Here is a 19,107-nt window from a genome sequence, read left to right as displayed (position 1 = left end):
CAATGAGGCACGATTTATTTCAGGCAGGGGTGAGAGGACGACAATGCCCTACTTCGACTACGACGTCGTGGTGATCGGCTCCGGATTCGGCGGGAGCGTGAGCGCGCTGCGCCTCACCGAGAAGGGCTACCGGGTGGCGGTCCTGGAATCCGGTCGCCGGTGGGAGGCCGACGACATCCCCGACACCAACTGGAACGTCCGCAAGTCCATCTGGGCTCCGCGGCTCGGCCTCACCGGCCCGCAACGGATCAGCGTGCTCGGCAAGTGCGCCGTGTTCTCCGCCGCCGGGGTGGGCGGCGGCTCGCTGATCTACGGGAACACGCTCTACGAGCCGCTGCCGAACTTCTACCGCGACCCGCAGTGGGCCCACATCACCGACTGGCAGTCCGAGCTCGCACCCTACTACGACCAGGCGAAACGGATGCTCGGGGTCACCCCCAACCCTCGCATGACCCCCGCCGACGAGGTGATCCGCGACATCGCCGAGGACCTCGGCGTGCTGAACACGTTCCACACCACCAATGTCGGCGTCTTCTTCAACGAGGGCAATCGCGGTGTGGAGGTCGACGATCCCTACTTCGGCGGCGCCGGGCCGCGGCGCAGCGGCTGCATCCACTGCGCGCGCTGCTTCACCGGCTGCCCGCACAATGCCAAGAACACCACCCCGACCAACTACCTGTACCTGGCCGAGGCCGGCGGCGCGAAGGTGTTCGAGCTGACCACCGCGACCCGGGTGCGGCCGATGGTCGGCGGCGGCTACGCCATCGAGACCCAGCGCTCCGATGGCCGGATCCGCAAGCACCGCAAGACTTTCACCGCCGAACAGGTGGTGTTCGCCGCGGCCGCGCTGGGCACCCAGAAGCTGCTGCACAAGATGCGTGACGACAAGGTGCTGCCGCGGATCTCGCCACGGCTGGGCGAGCTCACCCGGAGCAATTCCGAGGCGATCCTCAACGTGTTCAGCCGCACCCGCCGCGATTTCGCGGACGGCATCGCCATCACCTCCTCGATCCATCCCGAACCGGACACCCACATCGAGGTCTGCCACTACGGCAAGGGCCAGAACGCGTTGTTCCCGCTGTCGACGCCGATGGTCGACGGCGGCGCGTTCCGGTTCCTGCGCTTCCTGCTGGCGATGTTCACCCACCCGGGTGCCTATCTGCGCAGTCTCAACGCGCGGCACGCCTCGGAGAAGTCGGTGATTCTGCTGGTGATGCAGTCGCTGGACAACTCGCTCACCTCGTTCCGCCGCTGGGGCGGACTGCGGACGAAACAGGGTACGGGACAACCGAATCCGACCTGGATCCCGGCCGCGCACGATATCGCGCGCCGGTTCGCCGAGAAGGTGGACGGCGATGCGCAGGGCCTGGTCACCGACGTGTTCAACATCCCCGCGACCGCGCACTACATCGGCGGCTGCGTGATCGGCGAGAGTCCGGAGACCGGTGTCGTCGACCCGTATCAGCGGGTGTTCGGGCATCCCGGCCTGCACATCGCCGACGGCTCCGCGGTCACCGCGAACCTGGGCGTCAACCCGTCGCTGACCATCACCGCGCAGGCCGAGCGCGCGATGGCGTTCTGGCCCAACAAGGGTGAGCCGGATCCGCGGCCCGAACTCGGCAACCGGTACCGCCGGATCCTGCCGGTCGTCCCGGCGCAACCGGCCGTGCCCGAATTCGCGCCCGGCGCACTGCGGTTGCCGATCACCCCGTTGCGCTGAGATCGGGCGCCCGCGCCGCCGTTCGCGGCGCGGGCGCGCCGGATCGCGGCCGGATCTCGTGGCGAACCCCTGCGGGCACTTATGCTTTCGGGTGACGAGTGTCGAACGAAGGGCGGGTCGCAATGCTCGTGCGCGTGCAGAATGCCGCCGGCACCCAGGCCGAGCGGGTGTTGATCGAGTGGTTGCGGCAGTGGAAGGAGCCCGGGGACCCGAACGGCGTCGCGACGGTGAACTGCAGCCTGTTCCACCAGGACCGGCTGCACCAGTTCGACGCCGTGATCTGGACGCCGACCACCTGTGTGGTGGTCGAGGCGGAGACGCTGCGGGAGCAGATCTCCGGCGATCTCGAGGTGCCGCCGCACGGCCCGTGGCGGGTCAGCGGCCGGCCGGTCACCCTGGAGGGCGACAGCCGCCGCAGTCCCACCGAGGCGTCGCGCGACCACACCTTCGCACTACAGAGTTGGCTGGCCGAGCGCGGTCTCGGTCAGCGCGTGATACTCGGTGTGGTGCTGGTGATCCCGCCCAACGGGTCCCAGCTGCGGCTCCAGCAGTTGTGGAGCGATCCGGCCCTGCAGATCGTGCTCGGCGACACCCCGGATCGGCTGCGCGATCATCTGCAGGCGCAGGCCTCGCTCGGCCGCGCCCAGTGGACCGCCAACGATGTGGCGCTGTCCTTCCGCGGCCTGGGCATCCTGCCCTATCTGCCGGCGCCGCAGGATCTGGTCGCCGAGGGCTTCGGCGGCCCGGTCGACACCACACTGTGGCGCGGCGGCCCGCTCCAGGCGCAGGCGGAGGCGTATCACGAGGAGCAGGCCATGTCCGCGGCCGAGGCCGCCGGCGCGCTGCCGTTCACGATGCCCTGGTACAGCCCCTGGGAGCTGTATCCGCGCCGATCGGACGGCCTCGACCTGGGTCAGACGCTGATGCGGGTGATGCTGGCGCTGGGCATGCTGGTGGCCGTGGCCTGGGTGATCTGGTTCGTGCTGACGGTGGTCGTGCACTCGATGACGTGACCGGTTCAGTGCCGTCGCAGCCGGTCCGCGCCGGCGTACATCGCGGTCACGAGCGCGACGGCGGCGCCCGCTCCGCCCACGATGTCGGTCGGATGATGGTAACCGAGTCCCACCATGCCCGCGCCGACCGGCACCAGCACCACCGCCGCCACGACACCCACCGCGATCCGGGTCCGCCCGTCCGCCGCGACGAGTACGAAAGCCGTTGCGATCGCGACGAATTGGACGGTGTGGCCACTCGGATAAGCGAGATAGTCGTGTAACTGCCGGTGCCACAACGGTTTCAACGCCCACGTGTTGATCGCCACCGCGAGTTCCGGTGCCACCAGCAGGAATCCGGCGGCGAAGAGGTTGCCGCCCCGGGCATACAGCAGCACGCCGAGCAGCAGCAGCGGGATCAGCACGTAGCCGTTGCTCGGGATCACCAGCGCCGCGAACAGTCCCGGATCGCGATCACCGGCCCGTTGCAATCCCTCCTCGAGCACCCGGTCGGTGGCGGCCGGTCCCCCGTCCGCCGGGACCGTGAGCGGCACCAGGACGGTCACCAGCACACCCACGGCAACGACGGCGGTCAGGCGGAGGTCCGGGATCGATCGATACACGGGGCCCGACGATAACCGGTCCGGCGCATCCGGGGCGACGGCGCCGCGCCCGGCCCAGCACCCGCCGCGCCGGGCGCGGCGTGGTCCTCGTTCAGCCGGGCGGTCGCACCCAAGGGCCGGGCCCCCGGCAAGAAGGTTAACGTTATTTATTAATACCCGTTCACAAATAACCTCCGCTGTGGTTCACTAGCGCGAACGTGTTCCACATCGCGGTGACGTGAGGGCTCGCGGGCGATGATCCGCGCACTCCGGGCGGGGTCTCGCTGCGCCGCAATCGAGGCAGGAGACGCCGTGACCACACCGTCCATCTCGCACGATTTCGACTTCACCGATCCCGATCTGCTCGCCGGTCGGCTACCCGTCGAGGAATGGGCCGAACTGCGGCGGACCGCGCCGGTGTGGTGGGTGGACCAGCCCGACGGGGTCTCCGGCTTCGACGACGGCGGCTACTGGGTGGTCAGCAGGCTGGCCGACATCAAGGAGATCTCCAAGAACTCGGAGGTGTTCTCCACCAACGCCAATACCGCGGTGATCCGGTTCTCCGGCGAGATCAGCCGCGCGGAGATCGACATCCAGCGGGCCATGCTGGTCAACACCGACCCGCCGGCGCACGACAAGTTGCGCCGCATCATCTCCCGCGGCTTCACCCCCCGCGCGGTGCAGAGCCTGCGCGCCGCCCTCCAGGACCGCGCCGAGCGAATCGTCCACGAGGCCAGGAAGTCCGGCGGCGGGGACTTCGTGCAGCAGGTCGCCTGCGAGCTTCCGCTGCAGGCCATCGCCGAACTGCTGGGCGTGCCGCAGTCCGACCGCGGCAAGCTGTTCGAGTGGTCGAATCAGATGATGAGCTACGACGATCCGAGCTACGGCGGCAACCACATGACCGCCACGGCCGAGATCATGGGCTACGCCTGGAATCTCGCCGAGGAGCGGCGCAAGTGCCCGGCCGACGACATCGTCAGCCAACTCGTCACCGCCGACATCGACGGCGAGGCACTGGGTTCCGAGGAGTTCGCCTGGTTCGTCATCCTGCTCACGGTGGCGGGCAACGAGACCACCCGCAACGCGACCACCCACGGCATGAAGGCGTTCCTGGACTTCCCCGACCAGTGGGAGCTGTACAAGGAGCAGCGGCCGCGCACCGCACCCGACGAGATCGTGCGCTGGGCCACCCCGGTGATCGTGTTCCAGCGAACCGCGTTGTCCGACACCGAGATCGGCGGTCAGCCGATCCGCGCCGGCCAGCGGGTCGGGTTGTTCTACGGCTCCGCCAACTTCGACGAGGAGCACTTCACCGACCCGTTCCGCTTCGACGTGCTGCGGGACCCGAACCCGCACGTCGGCTTCGGTGGCACCGGTACGCACTACTGCGTCGGCGCCAATCTGGCGCGGCTGCAACTGGACCTGATCTTCAACGCCATCGCCGACACGATGCCGAACCTGCGGCAAACGGCCGATCCGGTGCGGCTACGCTCGGGGTGGTTGAACGGAATCAAGAGCTGGCAGGTTGCCTACGAATGAGCTGCACACCGCCGGGGCCCGGCACGACCACACCGCCGGGGCCCGGCATGACCATACAGATGGGCCCGGCATGACGACGCCCGGGCGCCGGGGCCGGGTGCCCGCCGTCAGCGACGCGGACATCCGGCGGGTCGCGCGTGCCCTGCTGGTGGAACAGGGTCCGGAGGCGGTGACCCTGCGCGCGATCGCGCGCACCCTGGGCATCACCGCGCCCGCCCTGTACCGCTACTACGCCTCGCGCGACGAACTGGTCGGCACGCTGCGCAGCGACATCTGTGTCGATCTCGCCGCGGAACTGGCGGCCGACCTCACCGAACTGCCCGACGACGGCGTGGTGCAACTGTTCGCCATCTGCAAGGGTTTCCGGCAGTGGGCGCTGCGGCACGCGCGGGAGTTCACGCTGGTGTTCGCCTCGCCCGCGGGCGACAACCCCAGTGCCATGCGGCAATTCGACGAACCGTTCGGCCGGGTGTTCCTGGGCGCGGCCGGGCGGCTACTGGCCGCCCACGACATCGTCACGCCGGCGCCGGAGGCGATTCCGCACGGGCTGCGCGAGGATCTGGTGAAGTTCCAGTCCGAACTGCTGGCCGTGCTCGGCGAGGACGGCCCGGACTTCCCAGCGGAGAAGCTGGATCTGGGCGTGACGTACCTGATGATCCAGTTCTGGGCCCGGCTGTACGGGCACGTCACCCTCGAGGTGTTCGGCAATTACCCTATGCCGCTGGGCGATCCGGACGCGTTGTTCGACGCGACCCTGGTCGAACTGGCCCGCAGCATCGGCCTCGCCGGGTCCTGACCGGTCACAGCAGCGCGGTGTTGCGGGTGGCGGGCAGCACGACCGCGGCCGGGACCGCCACCGCGGCCAGCACGATCAGGCCCCACGCGGTCTGATGCAGCGCGGCCACCGGCCCGTGGCGGACCGCCGCGCTCGCGTACCAGCTCGCGATCGCACCGACGCCGAACGATCCGGCGATGCGCTGCCAGATGCTGAACAGTGTGTTGGCGTCGGCCAGTCGCTCGGGTCGCAGCGGTTGCAGCAGCACCGCGAGCAGCGGGGTGATCACCAGGCCCACCGACACCGACCGCGCGGCCAGGATGGCGGCGGTGACCGCGATCGGAGTCTGCGCGTCGATCGCCAGCATCGCGGCGCTGGCCACCGCGAGGACCGTGAATCCAGCGAAGACGGTGGTACGCACCGAGATTCGGGTCAGCACGCGCTGCCCCGCCACCGTGCCGAGCCCGGTGAGGACGCCCTGCGGCAACATCGCCAGACCGGTCACCAGCGCCGAATGCCCTTGGACCGTCTGCAGGAACACCGGGAGCAGGAACACCGCGGCGAAGGTGACGATCGAGGCGGCCGCGCAGAGGCACAGGGCCAGAACGGAACTGCGATACCGCGCGACGGTGAGGTCGAGGGCCGGATGTTCCCGGCGACCCGCCCAGCCGGTGTAGGCGAGCAGCAGCACCGCGCCGAGCGCGATCGGCCCCCAGGTGCCCGGCGCCGACCAGCCGTGCTGCCCACCCTTACCGGTGCCGTAGAGCAGGGCCGTCAGTCCCGTCGCCAGGACCGCCAGCCCGACCGGATCGAACCGGACCCCGGCCGTGCGGCCGGGAGCCAGCGCGGGCGGGATCCGCAGCGCCGCCAGCACCGCGAGCAGGCCCAGCGGCGCGTTGATCAAGAAGATCGCCCGCCAGCCGACGCTACCGATCAGCGCCCCGCCCACGCTGGGCCCGAGCGCGGGGCCGAGGAACAACAGCATCCCGCCGATCGGCGACATCGACCGGGTGGCGCCGCCGTTACCGAGCAGCATGCTCATCGCCAACGGGACCAGCGGCGCTCCCGAAAGCCCTTGGCACACACGGGCTCCCACCAGGAAGCCGATCGCCGGGGCGAGCGCGCACGCCACCGAGGCGAGGGTGAACAGCAACAGCGCCGTCCGGTACACCGGTAGCGTCCCGAAGCGCCGGGCCAGATATGAGGTGGCGGCCAGACCCGCGCCCATGGCCAGCAGATATCCGCTGACCGTCCAGCCCACGGCGGTCAGATCGGTGTGCAGCCGCGCCGCGATCGGCGCCACCGCCACGTTCACGATGCTGGAGTCCAGCATGGACAGCAACGGCCCGGCCAGCAGCGCGTACTGCGTCACCGGCCCGAGGCGCGGCGCGGTCACCGTGGTGGTCATGATTCCCCTTCCGGCAGAACAGGTTCGGTGTGCGCGTGGTGGCGCAGCTCGGCCAGCCACACCAATTCGGCCTCGCCGCGGCGCACCATCTCCTCGGCGATCCGGCGGCCCCACTCCACCGGCGTGGTGCGCGCGGCCTGACCGCGCACCTGATCCAGCTGCCGGCGCACGGCCCGCTCACGGGCGTCCAGCACCCGCATCCGCTCGGGCACCGTCAGCATCGCGAAATGCGCCGCGCGCGTGAGGAATTCCGCCTCGGTGGCCGCCTGATCGGGCGGTAGCTCGGCCAGCAGGTCCTGCAACAGTTCCCGCCCGGTCGGCGTCAGCGTGTACACGTGCCGGACCGGGCGGCCCGGCGACTGCTCGGATTCCTTGGTGACCGCGCCGGCCTCCTCGAACCGCCGCAGCGCCGGATAGAGCGCGTTGTTGTTGAGCACCACCCCGGTGTTCTCCTCCACGTGCTTGCGCAGGTCGTACCCGTGGGCCGGACCGCGCATGAGATGCCGCAGGATCAGCACTTCGACGTAGGACACTAGTCCACCGTAACCTATGTTCGGCTGGAATAGCGAGGTACGCACCGATTTCCCGCGCACGGCACGCCGCGAGGACCGACCCGCCCGACTGCCCGGAACAGCGTCACCGATCGCGGTACGGTTGCGCGGAACAGCGCGGGCGCGCCCCGGCCCGCGGGAGAGGACGGCAACGAGTGGATGCGCCGAAGGTCGTGCACGCCGTCGAGATCGCGAGCCTGCCGGAACTGGTCTGGGTCGCGCTCACCGATGCCGAGGTGACCGCCCGGTACCGGGATCGCCGCACGGTCGCCGAGTGGGAACGCGGCGGAGTCTGGCGGCAGCAGCGCCGCGACGGCACCGCCGACTTCCTCGGCACGATCCTCGAGGTGGACCGGCCGCGCCGATTCGCGCACACCTGGGCCCGCCCCGGCGAGACCGGCGCCGCCGAGCGCACCTCGGTGGTCGAGGTCGACATCGCCTTCAGCGGTCCCCGCGTCCGCGTCACGGTCACCCACCGCGACCTCCCCGACGACCAGCTCGACGAGGCCGCCCGGATCTGGACCCGCCTGCTCACCGATCTACGTGCCTATCTGGAATCCGGCGACCCCCTGGACTGACCGGCCGAAGGTGGCCGAACCATCCGAAAGTTCGATGCCACCCGGTCGGTCGAGCCCGTATCGTCGGATGTGAAGTTAGGTAACCCAAACCCACAGCCGGGCGAGACGAGAGCGACCATGACCGACACCCTCGAGACCGTGCCGTTCTCCACGCAGATCCGCACCGCCACCGCGCAGCAGCACGCCGACGCCGAGAATTCCACCTTCATGGGCGATCTGCTCGGCGGGGCACTGGGAGTGGACGCCTTCTATCGCTACACCGGCCAGCTCTGGCACGTGTACCGGGCGCTGGAGGCGCACGGGGACATCCTCGCCGCCGATCCGGTGGCCGGGCGGTTCGTCCGGCCGGAACTGGCGCGGCTGGCGGCGCTCGAAACGGATCTGGCGCATCTCGGCGGGCCGGACTGGCGCGACGGGATCGACCCGCTGCCGTCCACCGCCGGATACGCCGCGCGGATCGAGGAGTGCGCGCGGACCTGGCCGGCCGGCTACGTCGCCCATCACTACACCCGCTACCTCGGCGATCTGTCCGGCGGACAGGTCATCCGCGGCACCGCGGAGAAGTTGTGGCAGTTGCCGAAACGAGGTGACGGGGTGCGGTTCTACGTCTTCGACCACATCCCGAATCCGGCCGCCTTCAAGCGGAAGTACCGCGTCCTGCTGGACGAGTTGCCCGTCGACGACCTGGAACGGCAGCGGGTGCTCGGGGAGTGCCGCAACGCCTTCACACTGAACACCGCACTGTTCCGGGAGCTGGCCGCCGAGTTCCCGGTGCGCCGCGAGGGGTGAGCACCGGGGCTCGGAGCGGTTGCGGCGGTACGGAGTTCACCTGTCCGTAGCGCGGGGGCCAACGCGGTCTGCCAGAGTCTGTAGACATGAACGTTCGCTGTCGTCTCGTCGCGGCGAGTGCCGCGGTGGCAGGGTTGCTGCTGGTCGCCGGTTGTGGCGGATCCGAGGGTACGGGGGCGTCCACCACTCCCGCCCCGCCGGGAACGGTGCCGCTGATCTCGACCGACAACCTGCCCGCCGCCAAGGCCGGTGAGGTCCACCTGTTCGGGATCAACGACCTGCACGGGAACCTGCAACCGCCCACCGGAACCAACGGGCACGTCGGCACCTACGCCGCGGGCGGGGCGGCGTACCTGGCCGCACATCTGGCGAAGCTGAAGGCGAAATATCCGGACAGCGCGGTACTCTCGGCGGGCGACAACGTCAGCGCCAGCCCGCTGGTCTCGGCGCTGTTCCACGACGAGCCGGCCATCGACTTCCTGAACTCGATCGGCACCGCCGCGTCCTCGGTCGGCAACCACGAATTCGACCACGGCGTACCGGAACTGATCCGGCTGCAGCAGGGCGGGTGCGCGGCCGACGGCTGCTCCCCCGGCGAACCGTTCCGCGGCGCGCGCTTCCCGTACCTGGCCGCGAACGTCACCGACGCGAACGGGCAACTGCCGCCGGGTCTGAAGGCGTCGACCGTGCTCACCCTCGGCGGGCACAAGATCGGGGTCGTCGGGGTGGTCACCCCCGACACCGTGAACATCGTGATGCCGCAGGGCATTCAGGGGTACCGGTTCGGCGACGAGGCCGAGGCGATCGACAAGGCCGTCCCGCAACTGCGCGCCGAGGGCGCCGAGACCGTGGTGGCGTTGCTGCACGACGGCGGCACCCAGCAGACCCACGGCGCCCCGGTCGACTACAACGGATGCGCCGACGTCTCCGGCAACGTCACGAAGCTGGCGCAGCGGGTGGATCCCGCGGTGCGCGTCCTGATCACCGGCCACACCCACCAGGCATACAACTGCACCGTCGCCGGGAAGCTGGTCACCCAGGCTGCCTCCTACGGACGGCTGATCAGCGACATCACGCTGCGTTTCCACGACGGCACGGTGGACGCCACCGCGGTGAATCGCGTTGTCACCCAGACCGTCACCCCCGATCCGGCCGCCGCGAAGCTGGTGGACTTCTTCACCGCCCAGGCCGAGCCGCGGGCCAAGCGGGTGATCGGCGACTCCAGTGGTCCGCTGCCCATGGAACCGGCGCCCGCGGGCGATTCCCCGCTCGGCGACGTGATCGCGGACGCGATGCTGTCGGCGATGGCGCCGGCGCAGGCGGTGGCCGCGTTCATGAATCCCGGTGGGGTGCGCGCGGATCTGACCGGCGGGGCCATCACCTACGAGCAGGCCTATACGGTGCAGCCGTTCGGCAACGCGGTGGTCACCGTGCGGCTGACCGGCGAGCAGATCGTGAATCTGCTGGAGCAGCAATGGAACAACGTGAGCAAGCCGGGCGTGCTGTCCGTCGCGGGGATCACCTACGCCTACGACGACACGGCGCCGGCCGGGCACAAGGTGGTGCCGGGCAGCGTGCACATCGGCGGCCGGCCGTTGGATCCCGCTGCCTCCTACCAGGTTTCGACGAACAATTTCCTCGCCGCGGGCGGCGACGGATTCTCCGTGTTCACCCAGGGCAGCCAGACCGCGGTCGGCCCGACGGATCTCGACGCCCTCGAGTCCTATCTGCGGACGCGGGGGTCGGTCGAGCCGCCGTCGGGCCGGATCGAACGCCGCTGACCGGCGGCTCACAGCCGATCGGCGGTGAAGTTCGCCGCGGCGAGGATGCTGTCGCCGTAGGCGACCACGTGCGCCTCCGGGTCGAGGCCGCCCGCGCACACCGGATCGCCCGGGGCACACCAGTTTCCGGTGCGGCCCAGATACGGACCGGGTACGGCCCAGCCGCCCAGTCGCATCGGGTCGCCGAACAACAGCACCGCCACTACCCGGTCGCCGAGATCGCCGGGAAGCCGGAGCCCGCCCGGTATTCCGCCGGTGACGCCGGTGCCCAGCGCGGTGTGGATCACCGCCGCGCCCTGCGAATAGCCGGCCAGCACGAATCGCTGCGCCGGGCAGGCCGCCGCTTCGAATGCCAAGTGCGCCACCAGATCCGCGCTGCCCGCGCCGACCGAGTAGAGATCGGTCAGGTCCGCCGGATAGTTCACCCGATACCCGGCGACGCCGACGGGCAATCGTTCCCGGAGCGCGGCGAGCAGCGGATCGCCCACCGCGCTGCCGAGATATCCCGGCTCCCCGGTGCCCCTGGCCACCACCACCTCCACCGCCGCGCAACTCTGCGCCCGGGCCGCTGGAGCGGGATACAGCAGACCGGCCGTGACCACGGCCGCCGCCACCCCCGCGATGCGCCACTTCCTGGACAGCAACATTTTTCGGTCGCTCATCGTTCTCACCTACTCACGCCGTTGTGAGCGGCTCGACCTTCGTCCTCGACGAGGGCCGGAGCCGACAAAACCCAAGGTAGGTGCGGTCCCGGGCAGCGGCAACGCGCGAGCCGGGAGTATATCCAATTGTCGCGCAACCGTATCCGGACGGAATGCCCGGCCGACCGTCGGCGAACCCCCGGCATCCGTGCCGAGACCTCGCCGGCCGCAGCCGATTCCGGCGATCAGGTGCAGACCGGCGCGGCGGCCGCCGCTTTCGGATCCGGCCCCGGCGGCGCGGGCGGCGGGGATCCTTCGTACAGCGCGATCCCGGTGTGCTGCACCCGTCCCGGCGACAGCACGATGCCCGGCACCCGGACCTGATGCCCGTCGGTGTCGGTCACCACGGCGTCGAACGGCCCCCAGCCGAGACCGGACATCGTCCACCAGTTGTCACTGCCGCGGGTGAGACTGTGCGAGGCGCCCCCCGCGGTGGGCCGAACCTCCACCCGGCTCACCGGATTCCCGGTCTCGGCGACGAGCAGACCCAGCCAGTCGGACGAGGAGCCGCTCTCGACCCGGTACATCAGATCCGGCGCCGGATTCGGATTGTGCACGCGCCCCACCCGGATGTCGGCGACCCCGGCGGCGCGATTCGCGATCCGGGTGAACGCCGCCGTGCTCACGTCGTATTGGTGTGCGGCACAACCGGGACACCGGTCCACCACGGTCGCCCGCACCGATCCCAGCGGCCCGGTGAGGTCCAGGGTGGCGCCGCACAGTGCGCCGCCGCCGAATTCGTCGCTGGGCAGCCCGACGTAGAGACCGTCGGGCGGAAGTTCCGGGAACGAGCACGCCACCTCACCGCTCCCGAGCGCGAAGTACCGGGCCTGCCGCGGGACTGCGGCGTCGACATGTTCGGCGTCCGGACCAGGCTGCGCCACAGGAGATCTCACCACTTTGATGGTGTTCGCGGGCGGTGGATTCGACGCACCGTGGCAGGCCGCCGGCGCCGGCAGCAGCAGCCACACCACCGCCGCCGCGAGCGCGGCCACCGCGAATGTGGTCCACAGCCACGGTCGTACCGCCCGCACGTGCTCGTCCCGCGCCACCCGATGCATCGGCCCACCTCCGTCGCGTCACCTGCCGTTTCCCGATCACATGCTGTTCCGTACGGCACTGTTCCGGACAGCAATTTCCGTCCAGCAAAGCAGGACAACGCCGGACGTATGGGGTGAACAGTCAGGTCGGGGCGGCCTACTCGGCGTGTCTACGGCGTGTCAGGTACCAGCACCGCCGCACCGGCAAACTTCCCGTGAGCCAGATCGGACAGCGCGCGGTCGGCCGCGCCGAGCGGATACGGATGCACGGTCACGTCGAGCCGGTGCGCACCCGCGAAGGCCAGGAATTCCCGTGCGTCCGCGCGGGTATTGGCGGTGACCGAGCGAATCTCCCGCTCCTGGAACAGATGTCGCTGGTAGTTCAGCGCCGGGATGTCGCTGAGATGGATGCCGGCGATCGACAGCACCCCGCCGCGATCCAGCGCCGCCAGCGCGGGCAGCACCAGATCGCCCACCGGGGCGAACAGGATCGCGGCGTCCAGCGCCACCGGCGGCGGGTCGGCGGCGCCCTGCGCGGAGGCCGCCCCGAGGGCCAGCGCCAGTTCCCGCGCCGCCGGATCCCTGGTCATCACGTGCACCTCGGCCCCGCGGGCCAGTGCGACCTGCGCGGCCAGGTGCGCGCTGCCGCCGAAACCGTAGATCCCGAGCCGGCCGCCGTCGGGCAACGCGGCCCGTCGCAACGCCCGGTACCCGATGATCCCGGCGCACAGCAGCGGCGCCAGTTCGGCGTCGGAGTACCCGGCCGGCAGCGGATGCGCGTAATCCGCGGGCGCCACGGCGAATTCGGCGTAGCCGCCGTCGGCGTCCCAGCCGGTGTATCGCGAACGCGGGCACAGGTTCTCGGCGCCGCGCAGGCAGTACCGGCACTGCCCGCAGGTGTGCCGCAGCCAGGCGATGCCCACCCGCTGACCGGGCTCGGCCCGCACGCCGGGGCCGGCCGCCACCACCTCCCCGACCACCTCGTGGCCGGGGATCACCCCGGGCCGATGCACCGGCAGATCGCCCTCGGCCACATGCAGATCGGTGCGGCAGACCCCGCACGCCCGGACCCGGACGAGCAGCTCCCCCGCCGCCGGTACCGGGACGGGCGCCCGGACCCGGTCCAGCGGACCGGTGCCGATCGGGCCGGGCCGCAGCGCCCGCCAGGCCGTCATCTCGGTCGGCGCGTCCGAGAAGCTCACTGCCACACCCCTTTCCACGGCACCGGCCGGGCCGGGATCACTCCGCGGGCAACTCCAGGCCCTCGGCGGCGGCCTTGGCCGCCACCTCCTCGGGGAAGATGTTGCGGAACAGGTAGAGATCCTGTCCGAGCCGCCAGCCGGGGGCCAGCGCCTTGGCGTAGCGCTCGAAGTAGGCCAGCTGCTTACCCATCAGGATCAGCTGTTCCGGCCCGGATGCCTTGCGCCGCTTGCCGAATTCCACGAGCCGGGCCGCCACCTTGCCCATGTCGAGATTGGCCAGCTGCCCGGCCAGCACCGGCGCCAGCGCGGTGGCCAGCTGCCGGCCGATCGTGGCGTCGTCGCCGGCCTCGGCGTCGACCATGTCCAGTTCGCGCAACGCCCGCGCGACCGGGCGGAAATCCCCGTCGATCGCGCTGGCGTGGAACAGCGCGGCGACGAAATCGCGCCAGGGACCGGCCATCCGGCCCACGATGCCGAAATCGAGCATCGCCGCGCGGCCGTCCTCGAGCAGCCACAGATTGCCCGCGTGCACATCGCCGTGGAACATGCCGTGCGTGATCAGGCTCTCCAGCCACGCCTTCACCAGGCGGCGGATCAGCAGCTCCGGATCCGGGTGGACCAGCCGGATGTCGTCGAACCGATCCAGCGGCATGCCGCGCATGCGTTCCATGGACAGCACCCGCGGGCCGCAGTACTCCCAGAACACCTCGGGTACCGTGACATGGGTGTTGTCGCCGAAGGAGCCGAGATTGGCGCGGGCGCGGGCCTGATTCTCCGCCTCGTTGCGGAAGTCCAGCTCCGCGACCGTGGTCTCGTACAGATCGCGGACCACGCCCTGCGCGTTGGCGACCCGCGCGTTCTCCGACCGCTTCTCCAGCAGTCCGGCCAGCCGGTAGGCGGCGCGCAGATCCACGATCATGCGCCGGGCGATGTCGGGCCGTTGCACCTTGACCACGGCCTCCCGGCCGTCGAGCAGCACGCAGGCGTGCACCTGCGCCACCGAGGCCGCCGACAGCGGCCGGTCGTCGAACTCGCGGAACAGCTCCTCGATCGGCCGGCCCAGATCGGCCTCGATGGTCGCGCGGGCGGCGGCGGCCGGGAACGGCGGCACGTCGTCCAGGCAGCGCAGGCAGGCGTCGGCCAGCTCCTTCGGGAACGCGCCCGGCGAGGAGGCGATGAGCTGCCCGAGTTTCACGAACATCGGGCCGAGCGTCTCGAAGCCGTCGACGGTGCCGTCGGCCATCGCCAGCCGCCGCTTGCGTCCGGCGAAGCCGCCGCGCGACACGATCCGCTTGGTGATGTTGCCGCCGAGCACCCCGGCGATCGCCGCGGTGCGCCACCGCTCCGCGAAACCGAATTTCTCCAGCGCCGGGCGCAGCACCGCCGGCACGGTCTCCGTCTCCACCGCCGCCGTCACCGGTCACCCGCCCGGTTGCCGGTCCCTGTTCCCGCCTCTGTCCGAATGCGACTCTGCACCGCTGACGACCGCCTTGTCCTCGTTGTTCCGAAACGCCGACGTCCGAATGCCGCCGATCCACTGTCGTCGACCGAGCACGCCCGGCATATCGCCCACCGGACCCGAAGCACAGAGTGTACGACGAGATCGCCCGGTAACCCGCCGCCACGACCGTGTCCGCGTGCCTCAGAGCGAACCGCCACCACCGAGCAGCCATGGGTTGAACGTGCACACGAGATTCGGATTCTGTTGCGGGTCGAGGGTGTTCAGGATGATCGAGAGCACCCGCGGCGAGTACATCAGCGTCAGGTGGTCGGACAGATCCTGGTCGCAGCCGTCCTGCAGGGTGATGTTGCGGACCGTGGCGCCCGGACCGGCCTGCAGGAAGGTCAGATCATAGGGCGTGGTGATCTCGTCGTAGCGGGTGCCGACCACGGTGTAGTCCACGCCCGGCACGGTGTCGCCGCCCTCGTTCAGCTGATTCACGAAATCGGACCCGACGGTCTGCTGAATCCCGGAGTGGCCCACGAAGATCTCCACCAGGCCGAGCACATCGATGCCGAAGTTGTTGATCGCGCGGCCGAGCGCCCCGATCCCGACCAGCGTGGTGCCGTGATTGGTCGCCCCGAAGGTGATCTCCCGGTGCACCTTCGCCGCGCCGCCGTCGAATTTGAGGTACCACCGCGACATCGGCCCGCCCTGCGAATGCGCGACCAGATCCACCCGCGGCGCCCCGGTGGCCCCCAGCACCTTGTCGACGAACACCGACAGTTGCTGCGCCGAGTCCTGGATGAGGCCGGTCCCGTAGGCGCCCGGCAGCACCGAGCCGAGACCGCCGCCCTGCGGCAGATTCGACCGGCCGTAGTCGAAGGTGAACACACAGAACCCGGCCGCGGCGATCGGCCCGCTGGCGTAGGCGAAGTTGCTGTACGCGTTCTCCCAGGTGCCGTGCACCAGCACCACCGGCTCCGGATGCGCCGCGGACGGTTTACAGTTCCAGTCGTTGGCGCCCGGCGGCGCCACATCGGGGTGGAACATCGAATATCCGAACGCCGCGAGGAAGGCGGTCTGGGCCGGCCCGGAGCCGGCCGTGTCGGACGAGTACCCGCCCGACGATCCGGAACTGGATCCGGATCCGCCGTAGCAGTTGCCCGATCCGTTCCCGGAACCGGCGCCGCTGCCCGAGGTGCACGCGGACCCGGTCCCGGCGATCGGATGCGAATCGGGATTCTTCAATCCCTGGTCGATGTAGTCGACGAGTTGCTGCTCCGGATCGGCCGCGGTGAGCGGGATCGGATCCGCGCTCGCGCCGATACCGGCGATTCCGGCGGCCAGGATCGCCGCCCCCGTGAGGACGGCCGCGCGCAGCGGCCGGCGGCGGATGGTACGTGTCATTCTTCGAGCCCTTCTGCGAACCACGATGTTCTCGTTCCGGGGCGCGGGTCCCTCCGGCGTTCCGGCACCCTGGAATCGCGCTCACGCTAGAACGGCCGCGAACCGGTCACGACGGGTCTCGATCGAGCCTTCGAAACCTCACGAGCCCCGCCGAATCCCGGTGGTGAGAAGCTACAAGCCCTACATTCCGGCGTCGCGTGAAACGATTCGCGAGCACAAACGGGATCGCATACGAGAACACCGCGGTTCGCACATTGCGAACCGCGGTGCCGAATCACAGAATTATCACGAAGAAACAGTCCGCGATCACGGGACAATTCTCTCCGGGCGCCGGCGCGCCGGATCAGGCGGGCACGGCGACCTTCCGCCGCTCGGCACGATCGCGGCGGTTGAGGACCCGTTCCCGCTGTTCCTCGAAACGCCGGGCCTTGCCCTCCAGATCGTCGAGGTAGGCCGCCAGCCGATCGCGGGCCTGTTCGCCGGGGCCGGTCAGGTCCGTGCGCTCGAAGACGTTCCAGCTGCGCAGCACCGGACGGATCACCACGTCGAGATGCTGCCGCAGGTCGTAGATGCCGTGTTTGGCCAGGATCACCGCGTTGCGCCGGAAGTTGGGCTGGGTGAGGCCCGGCATCTGGAATCGTGTCACGACGTCGGTGATCGCCCGCATCATGTCGTCCGGGCACAGGTCCAGGATCGCCGCGGACATGCCGCGATAGAAGATCATGTGCAGGTTCTCGTCCGCGGCGATCCGCTGCAGCATGCGCTCGGCGATCGGCTCATCGCACGCGCCCCCGGTGTTGCGGTGGCTGATCCGAGTGGCCAGCTCCTGAAAGGTCACGTACGCAACGCCTTTCAGCAGCTGCGGCCCCTCCGGGCTGGCGATCCCGGTGGTCATGTGGGCCATCCGGGCCTGTTCCAGCGCCACCGGATCCACCGCGCGGGTGACCACCAGATAATCGCGCATGACGATGGAGTGCCGGTTCTCCTCGGCGGTCCACCGGCCCACCCAGGTGCCGAAAGCGCCGTCGAATCCGAAGGTCTCGGCGAGTTCCCGGTGGTACGAGGGCAGATTGTCCTCGGTGAGCAGGTTGGTGACCATCGCGATCCGGGCCACCTCCGACAGCCGCGACTGGCCCGGTTCCCAGTCCGTGCCGCCCAGCGCGGCGAAGTTGCGGCCGTCGTCCCACGGCACATAGTCGTGCGGATTCCACGGTTTCGCCTTCCCGAGGTGTTCGTCGAGGAGGCGGGCGGCGACCGGTTCCAGCTCGAGGAGCAGGTCCTCGTCGGTCATGCCTGAGGTCACGCAATCTCCTTAGGTGTGAGAGTCGGATATGAGATCGAGGGCGAGCAGCGCCAAACTGGCGCGTGAGATCCCGGCGGGATGGCTCAGATCCACTCCGGCGAGTCGTTCGACACGCCGCATCCGATGCGACACACTGTTCGGGTGGATCTCCAGCCGGCGGGCGGCGGCCTTGCGGTCCAAACCTGAATCCAGATAGATCCTCAGGGTTTCCAGCAGGTCGGGGTGGGGTGCCAGCGGCCCGAGCAGCGCCGCGAGATGTTCGCGGGCGGGTCCGGGCCTGGTGAGCTGATACTCCACCGCCACGTCGGCCAGCCGGTACAGCCCCGGCGGACGGCCCAGGGAGCGTACCAGGTCCAGCAATTCCCGCGCCTGGCCCGCGAGTTCGGGGATCCGCTCGGTATCGCCGTCCACGACGGCCGCGGTGAGCGGCACCGACGCGGCCTCCGACAGCACCTCGACGGTGTCCGCGGTCATGGTCTGCGCGCCCAGCCGGGCGGTGGCGGCGCCGTCGCGCGGATCCAGCGGGACCAGCACGATGCCGCCGTCGATCGACAGCAGCGACAGCGCCCGCGAACCCAGCGTCGGAGCCAGGGCGCTCTGCAGCCGGCGCAGCTTGCGGCGCGCGGCCGATTCCGGGTTGCCGTGCCCGTCGCGCTCGCCCGGATGCGGCGGGATCGCCAACGCCACCACCTGATACGCGGGCGCGACGCCGATGCCGGTGCGCTGGGCCAGGGCCGTGCGGCCGTGCCCGCTGAGCAGGGCCGTGACCAGGGTCTGCGCGGCGGTCTGATGATGCCGGGCGGCCTGCCGGTGCTCGTCCAGATAGGCCGCGGTGACCGCGACGGTGACGGTCTCCAGCAGCCGCAGCGCCGCCTCGAACAGGCCCGGCAACTCGTCCGGGCGCCGGCGCTCGGCGGCGATCGCGGCGAGTTCCCCGCGGACCGTCTCGTGCAGGCCGCGCAGCACGGCGTCCAGGTCGACGCCCTCGCGCGCCCACCGCGCGGCCCGGCCGACCAGATCCACCGTGACGGCGGGATCGGGCTCCTCGCCCGCGCCCGCGGCCAGCGCGAGGCAGTTCCGCAGCGCGGCGGGTAGATCGGCCTCATCGGACCCGTCGCCCGGCCGGAACCGGTCGGCGAGGGCGGCTTCGGGGGGCCGGGGAATGTGGCGCCCGGCGGGTGGGTGGACGCCGGGTCCGGCCGCTCGCAGCGGCCGCGCGCGGCCCAGCACAGGTGCGGATCTTGTCATCGCCGATCACCCCAGACTCTTGTCCCA

General features: G+C 70.3%; 17 protein-coding genes. 7 read left to right on the top strand and 10 right to left on the bottom strand.

What is annotated here, in order from left to right:
- The first annotated feature begins 43 nt into the window (after positions 1-43).
- Together NRB56_RS09010 and NRB56_RS09005 are read left to right on the top strand one after the other, a co-directional pair.
- Entirely contained in the window at positions 44-1,720 is a 1,677-nt protein-coding gene (locus tag NRB56_RS09010; RefSeq protein WP_153340225.1) for a GMC oxidoreductase, read from the top strand.
- A gap of 134 nt (positions 1,721-1,854) precedes the next feature.
- Positions 1,855-2,733 carry a nuclease-related domain-containing protein gene (locus NRB56_RS09005; protein ID WP_319942746.1) on the top strand — a complete coding sequence of 293 codons (879 nt, stop codon included), beginning with the start codon at positions 1,855-1,857 and terminating at the stop codon, positions 2,731-2,733.
- 5 nt (positions 2,734-2,738) lie between these two features.
- On the opposite strand, the gene NRB56_RS40075 is transcribed toward NRB56_RS09005, so the two are convergent.
- Positions 2,739-3,335, bottom strand: a complete 597-nt coding sequence (locus tag NRB56_RS40075) for a phosphatase PAP2 family protein (RefSeq protein WP_153340221.1) — start codon at positions 3,333-3,335, stop codon at positions 2,739-2,741.
- 291 nt (positions 3,336-3,626) lie between these two features.
- On the opposite strand from NRB56_RS40075, the gene NRB56_RS08995 reads away from it, so the two are divergent.
- Positions 3,627-4,853: a cytochrome P450 gene (locus tag NRB56_RS08995; RefSeq protein ID WP_319942745.1), complete on the top strand. Its 1,227-nt coding sequence runs from the start codon at positions 3,627-3,629 to the stop codon at positions 4,851-4,853.
- Between the two features lie 70 nt (positions 4,854-4,923).
- On the top strand, positions 4,924-5,649 hold the full coding sequence (locus tag NRB56_RS08990; protein ID WP_153340217.1) for a TetR/AcrR family transcriptional regulator: 726 nt from the start codon (positions 4,924-4,926) through the stop codon (positions 5,647-5,649).
- Positions 5,650-5,653: 4 nt separating this feature from the next.
- Here the strand turns inward: NRB56_RS08990 and NRB56_RS08985 are convergent, their stop codons facing one another.
- On the bottom strand, positions 5,654-7,036 hold the full coding sequence (locus NRB56_RS08985) for a DHA2 family efflux MFS transporter permease subunit (RefSeq protein ID WP_153340215.1): 1,383 nt from the start codon (positions 7,034-7,036) through the stop codon (positions 5,654-5,656).
- Positions 7,033-7,569: a PadR family transcriptional regulator gene (locus NRB56_RS08980; protein ID WP_319942744.1), complete on the bottom strand. Its 537-nt coding sequence runs from the start codon at positions 7,567-7,569 to the stop codon at positions 7,033-7,035. Before NRB56_RS08980 ends, NRB56_RS08985 begins: the two co-directional genes overlap by 4 nt.
- A gap of 173 nt (positions 7,570-7,742) precedes the next feature.
- Here NRB56_RS08980 and NRB56_RS08975 point away from each other — a divergent pair, with 173 nt between their 5' ends.
- From NRB56_RS08975 to NRB56_RS08965, 3 genes are all read left to right on the top strand, one after another.
- Positions 7,743-8,165 (top strand): SRPBCC domain-containing protein, encoded by a 423-nt coding sequence (locus tag NRB56_RS08975; RefSeq protein WP_153340213.1) that lies wholly within the window; start codon positions 7,743-7,745, stop codon positions 8,163-8,165.
- A 117-nt stretch (positions 8,166-8,282) separates the two neighbouring features.
- Positions 8,283-8,954: a biliverdin-producing heme oxygenase gene (locus NRB56_RS08970; protein WP_153340211.1), complete on the top strand. Its 672-nt coding sequence runs from the start codon at positions 8,283-8,285 to the stop codon at positions 8,952-8,954.
- Positions 8,955-9,040: 86 nt separating this feature from the next.
- Positions 9,041-10,735: a bifunctional metallophosphatase/5'-nucleotidase gene (locus NRB56_RS08965; RefSeq protein ID WP_153340209.1), complete on the top strand. Its 1,695-nt coding sequence runs from the start codon at positions 9,041-9,043 to the stop codon at positions 10,733-10,735.
- An 8-nt stretch (positions 10,736-10,743) separates the two neighbouring features.
- On the opposite strand, the gene NRB56_RS08960 is transcribed toward NRB56_RS08965, so the two are convergent.
- The 7 genes from NRB56_RS08960 to NRB56_RS08930 form a co-directional block, all read right to left on the bottom strand.
- A complete protein-coding gene (locus NRB56_RS08960; RefSeq protein WP_153340207.1) occupies positions 10,744-11,397 on the bottom strand; it encodes a cutinase family protein in 654 nt (217 codons plus the stop codon).
- 224 nt (positions 11,398-11,621) lie between these two features.
- Complete coding sequence (locus NRB56_RS08955) at positions 11,622-12,497, bottom strand: expansin EXLX1 family cellulose-binding protein (RefSeq protein WP_153340204.1); 876 nt, start codon at positions 12,495-12,497, stop codon at positions 11,622-11,624.
- Between the two features lie 149 nt (positions 12,498-12,646).
- Complete coding sequence (locus tag NRB56_RS08950) at positions 12,647-13,651, bottom strand: zinc-binding alcohol dehydrogenase family protein (protein WP_153340497.1); 1,005 nt, start codon at positions 13,649-13,651, stop codon at positions 12,647-12,649.
- Positions 13,652-13,715: 64 nt separating this feature from the next.
- Positions 13,716-15,095: an ABC1 kinase family protein gene (locus NRB56_RS08945; RefSeq protein WP_319942743.1), complete on the bottom strand. Its 1,380-nt coding sequence runs from the start codon at positions 15,093-15,095 to the stop codon at positions 13,716-13,718.
- 225 nt (positions 15,096-15,320) lie between these two features.
- A complete protein-coding gene (locus NRB56_RS08940) occupies positions 15,321-16,529 on the bottom strand; it encodes an esterase/lipase family protein (RefSeq protein ID WP_153340202.1) in 1,209 nt (402 codons plus the stop codon).
- Positions 16,530-16,872: 343 nt separating this feature from the next.
- Positions 16,873-17,832: an acyl-ACP desaturase gene (locus NRB56_RS08935; RefSeq protein WP_319942742.1), complete on the bottom strand. Its 960-nt coding sequence runs from the start codon at positions 17,830-17,832 to the stop codon at positions 16,873-16,875.
- 9 nt (positions 17,833-17,841) lie between these two features.
- Positions 17,842-19,080, bottom strand: a complete 1,239-nt coding sequence (locus tag NRB56_RS08930) for a PucR family transcriptional regulator (RefSeq protein ID WP_153340201.1) — start codon at positions 19,078-19,080, stop codon at positions 17,842-17,844.
- Positions 19,081-19,107 lie beyond the last annotated feature (27 nt).

It is taken from the genome of Nocardia aurantia, from assembly GCF_009604425.1.
Taxonomy (GTDB): domain Bacteria; phylum Actinomycetota; class Actinomycetes; order Mycobacteriales; family Mycobacteriaceae; genus Nocardia; species Nocardia aurantia.
The sequence above is the reverse complement of the archived record's forward strand: the minus strand, read 5'-3'. Positions and strand labels throughout refer to the sequence as shown.